Annotated in this window: 1 protein-coding gene; it reads left to right on the top strand. The window is 62.0% G+C overall.

From position 1 onward, the window contains the following. A partial coding sequence (locus HA050_RS21820; protein WP_166830589.1) for a hypothetical protein occupies positions 1-255 on the top strand: 255 nt, incomplete at both ends.

The raw sequence follows: 255 nt of genomic DNA, 5'->3' as shown, positions 1-255 counted from the left end.
CGAGTGCAGCCGATTACGGCACCGCCACCTTCAGCAATGGCGTCACTTACAACGCAACCACCGGCCTGATCACCGTGCCTGCTGGCGTGACCAACTTCGCCGTTACCCTGCCAACGGTGGATGACGCACTGGTTGAAATCACTCCGGAAACCGTTCCTCTGACCATTGGCGGCGTGAGCGCCACCGGCGGGATTCTGGACAACGACAGCCCGGCCATTACCGGCATCGAAGTCGGCAATCCGGGTGTGGCGGATG

The organism is Iodobacter violaceini (genome assembly GCF_011601265.1).
Classification (GTDB): domain Bacteria; phylum Pseudomonadota; class Gammaproteobacteria; order Burkholderiales; family Chitinibacteraceae; genus Iodobacter; species Iodobacter violaceini.
This window is presented reverse-complemented; position numbering and strand designations above follow the sequence as displayed.